Origin of the sequence: Streptomyces sp. 13-12-16 (assembly GCF_002114215.1) — a bacterium.
Lineage (GTDB): Bacteria > Actinomycetota > Actinomycetes > Streptomycetales > Streptomycetaceae > Streptomyces.
This window is the reverse complement of record NZ_NCTE01000303.1, coordinates 1-2,589: the sequence shown is the minus strand read 5'-3', so window position 1 is coordinate 2,589 and position 2,589 is coordinate 1. Positions and strand designations below refer to the sequence as shown.

Below are 2,589 nucleotides of genomic sequence, written 5' to 3'. Positions count from 1 at the left end.
GGCCCGCCCATTCGTAGCCGTGACGCGCGGCGTGCCGGGCCAGCCGGTCGGTGAGCGCCTGTCCCACGCGGCTGCCGCGGCGGGTCAGCTCCTCGTGCACGGGTTCGGCCAGTTCCACGTCGTAGGCGTTGGGGACCAACACCCGGCCCGCCCGGCACACCACGGCGTGGCTGTCGCACTCGCGCCGCAGGGCGTCGACGAGTTCGACCGGTTCCCGACCGAACAGCCGCGCCCACAGCGCTTCCCATCGGTTCTCCAGGGCGTCTTCCAGCGCGCTCAGGGCGCTCATGCTTTCACCTGCTCGGGGCGTAGTCGGGGCGGGGCACGGTGGGTGTGGTCTAGCGTTCCTGGAAGTCGTCGGGCTTGATCTCGGCCTCCTCCAGTGCCTCGCGCATCGTGCGGCCGGTGCCGCCCTGATCGCGTGTCTCCTTGTCCTGCCGCTGTTCGACGACGTCGTCGGTGTCCCGGGTCTTCGGCCGGTTCTCCTCGGGGACGGTCATGTCCGGTGGCTCCTGGTGTGTCGTGGGGTTTCTGCTTCGCTGTGCCGTCGGGTTCCCCCGGGAGGCGCGGATATCCCCGGTGGAGCGGTCCGGTGTGCTCCGGTGAGGAGCCTGGTCACCACGGCGGGTGGGCTATGTTGAACCCTCGTGGGAGACGAAGGAGGCGCACCGGTGCGATCGCCGCAGCAGGCACGCGCACAGGCATCCGCGATCACCTCGGGGAAGGCGGGCCGGGAGCCGGAGGTGTCCCCCACTGCCCAGCTCCGCACGCTGTTCGACCGGCCCCGGCTCTCCCCCGGCCAGCGGCGCATCGCCCAGTACCTGATCGAGCACATCGCCGAGGCGGCGTTCCTGTCGATCACGGATCTCGCGGACCGGGCCGGGGTGAGCCAGCCCTCGGTGACCCGGTTCGCCTCGGCGGTCGGCTTCAGCGGTTACCCCGCGCTGCGGGAGAGGCTCCAGTCGATCACGCTCGGCACCCGCTCCGGCGGTCCCGCCGAGGAGGCGCGGGGCAACGAGCTGCAGGCGGCGGTGGACGCCGAGATCGAGAACCTGGAGAACCTGCGGCGGGACTTCGCCGACGCCGACCGGTTCATCGAGGTCGGCCGCCGGCTGTCCGCGTCCACTCCGCTCACCGTGCTCGGGCTGCGCATCTCCGTCTCCCTGGCCGAGTACTTCGCCTACGCCGCCCGCCGTATCCATCCGGACGTCCGGCTCGTGACGCTGGGCGGCAGCGTCGCCTACGACGCGCTGCTGCAGTCGCGGGAAGCGGGCGGCAGCTGGGTGCTGGCGTTCTCCATGCCGCGGCACGCCCAGGAGACCCTGACCGCGGTGCGGGTCGCCCGCAGCGCCGGGCTGAAGGTCGCGCTGATCACCGATCTGGCGCTGGGCCCGATCGTGGACGAGGCCGACGTCACCTTCGCCACCGGCACCGGGTCCCGGCTGGTGTTCGACTCCTACGCCGCTCCGGTCGTGATGTGCGCGGCGCTGCTGCAGGCCATGACGGACGCGGATCCGGAGCGGACGCAGGCCCGGCTCGACGAGTACGAGCACGTCGCCGACGAACACCAGTTCTTCCTCAGGGACTGACCCCGCCGGGGTCGCCCTACGGAGAACGCCCACATCAAAGCGCGCATGAATGTTTTCATACGTCTTGCAAACCAGATGGCATATATAAATACTGCTCACGGATCACGGCCCGGCCGCTCAGCACCGGGCGCCTGCACGGACACCCGAAGCCGCCGGCACCTGCCCGCTCCGGCGGCCGGGGTGTTCGGCCGGGCATCCCCTGCCCGGCCACTCGTGGCGGCCCCGGTCATCCCCTAGGCCGGGGCCGCCCCACTCCGTCGTCCCTCCGCACGACGCCGTACACCCGGAAGCGATGATCATGCCCCTGACGACCACGCGGCTCGGTCCCGACTGGCCCTGCCAGGTCAAGACCCCCGGCAGTTACGACTGGGAACGCTCGGCGGCCAAGTGGCTGCGCGAGCTGGTGCCCGCGCGCTACGCGAGCTACCCGGCGTTCGTCCGGCACCCCGTCCTGCTGGCCCGGCACGCCCAGATCCAGGTCGAGCACGAGATCCGGGTGGCCCGCACCGCCCTGCAGACCGCCCGGTCCGACCTGCCCCGGGCCGGACTGCGCGAAGGGGTCATCGAGCACACGATCAAGCTCTACGCGGCCGAGGTCACCCAGCTCCAGCACATCGCCCGCAGCGTACGGGCGGTCACCCGGGCCCTGGCCGAGTCCGGCCGCTGACCGCGCGGTCCCCGTCCGGTGCGCGGGTCGTGACCCCCTGGTCGGGGCCGCCAGCGGATTCCGGACGACCAAGCCGGTCAACGAAGCGGGATACCTGTGCGATGCTCATCGCGTGATGAGGGAGCCCATTGTCCCGGTGGGACCCGGAGCCGCGCCGGACCTGGCGGAACTGGCCAGGGTCGTCGCCCGGCAACGTGCCGAGATGGACCGGCTGCGCGAGCAGGCCGCGACATCGGCCGTCGTGGAGCGGGCCAAGGGCGTCGTGATGGCGCTGAGCGGATGCTCCGCCGACGCCGCCGGCGAGACCCTGCTCCAGCGCGCCAAGGCGGCCCG

The 2,589-nt window shown here is 72.0% G+C and carries 4 protein-coding genes and 1 pseudogene; 3 read left to right on the top strand and 2 right to left on the bottom strand.

What is annotated here, in order from left to right:
* Nucleotides 1-238 (bottom strand): annotated as a pseudogene (locus B7767_RS13110) (FhaA domain-containing protein); the annotation flags it as partial.
* 100 nt (nucleotides 239-338) lie between these two features.
* The gene (locus B7767_RS46355) at nucleotides 339-500 is read right to left on the bottom strand and encodes a hypothetical protein (RefSeq protein WP_179167134.1); all 162 of its coding nucleotides are present in this window, start codon (nucleotides 498-500) and stop codon (nucleotides 339-341) included.
* A gap of 171 nt (nucleotides 501-671) precedes the next feature.
* On the opposite strand from B7767_RS46355, the gene B7767_RS13105 reads away from it, so the two are divergent.
* From B7767_RS13105 to B7767_RS13095, 3 genes are all read left to right on the top strand, one after another.
* The gene (locus B7767_RS13105) at nucleotides 672-1,589 is read left to right on the top strand and encodes a MurR/RpiR family transcriptional regulator (RefSeq protein ID WP_085572342.1); all 918 of its coding nucleotides are present in this window, start codon (nucleotides 672-674) and stop codon (nucleotides 1,587-1,589) included.
* 292 nt (nucleotides 1,590-1,881) lie between these two features.
* Nucleotides 1,882-2,256 carry a hypothetical protein gene (locus B7767_RS13100; protein ID WP_085572341.1) on the top strand — a complete coding sequence of 125 codons (375 nt, stop codon included), beginning with the start codon at nucleotides 1,882-1,884 and terminating at the stop codon, nucleotides 2,254-2,256.
* 115 nt (nucleotides 2,257-2,371) lie between these two features.
* On the top strand, nucleotides 2,372-2,589 hold a 218-nt coding region (locus tag B7767_RS13095), incomplete at its 3' end, for an ANTAR domain-containing protein (RefSeq protein ID WP_143652398.1).

Bases quoted from the DNA above. Each gene is read 5' to 3' on its own strand.
- B7767_RS46355 (WP_179167134.1), bottom strand. From the start codon at position 500: ATGACCGTCCCCGAGGAGAACCGGCCGAAGACCCGGGACACCGACGAC.
- B7767_RS13100 (WP_085572341.1), top strand. From the start codon at position 1,882: ATGATCATGCCCCTGACGACCACGCGGCTCGGTCCCGACTGGCCCTGC.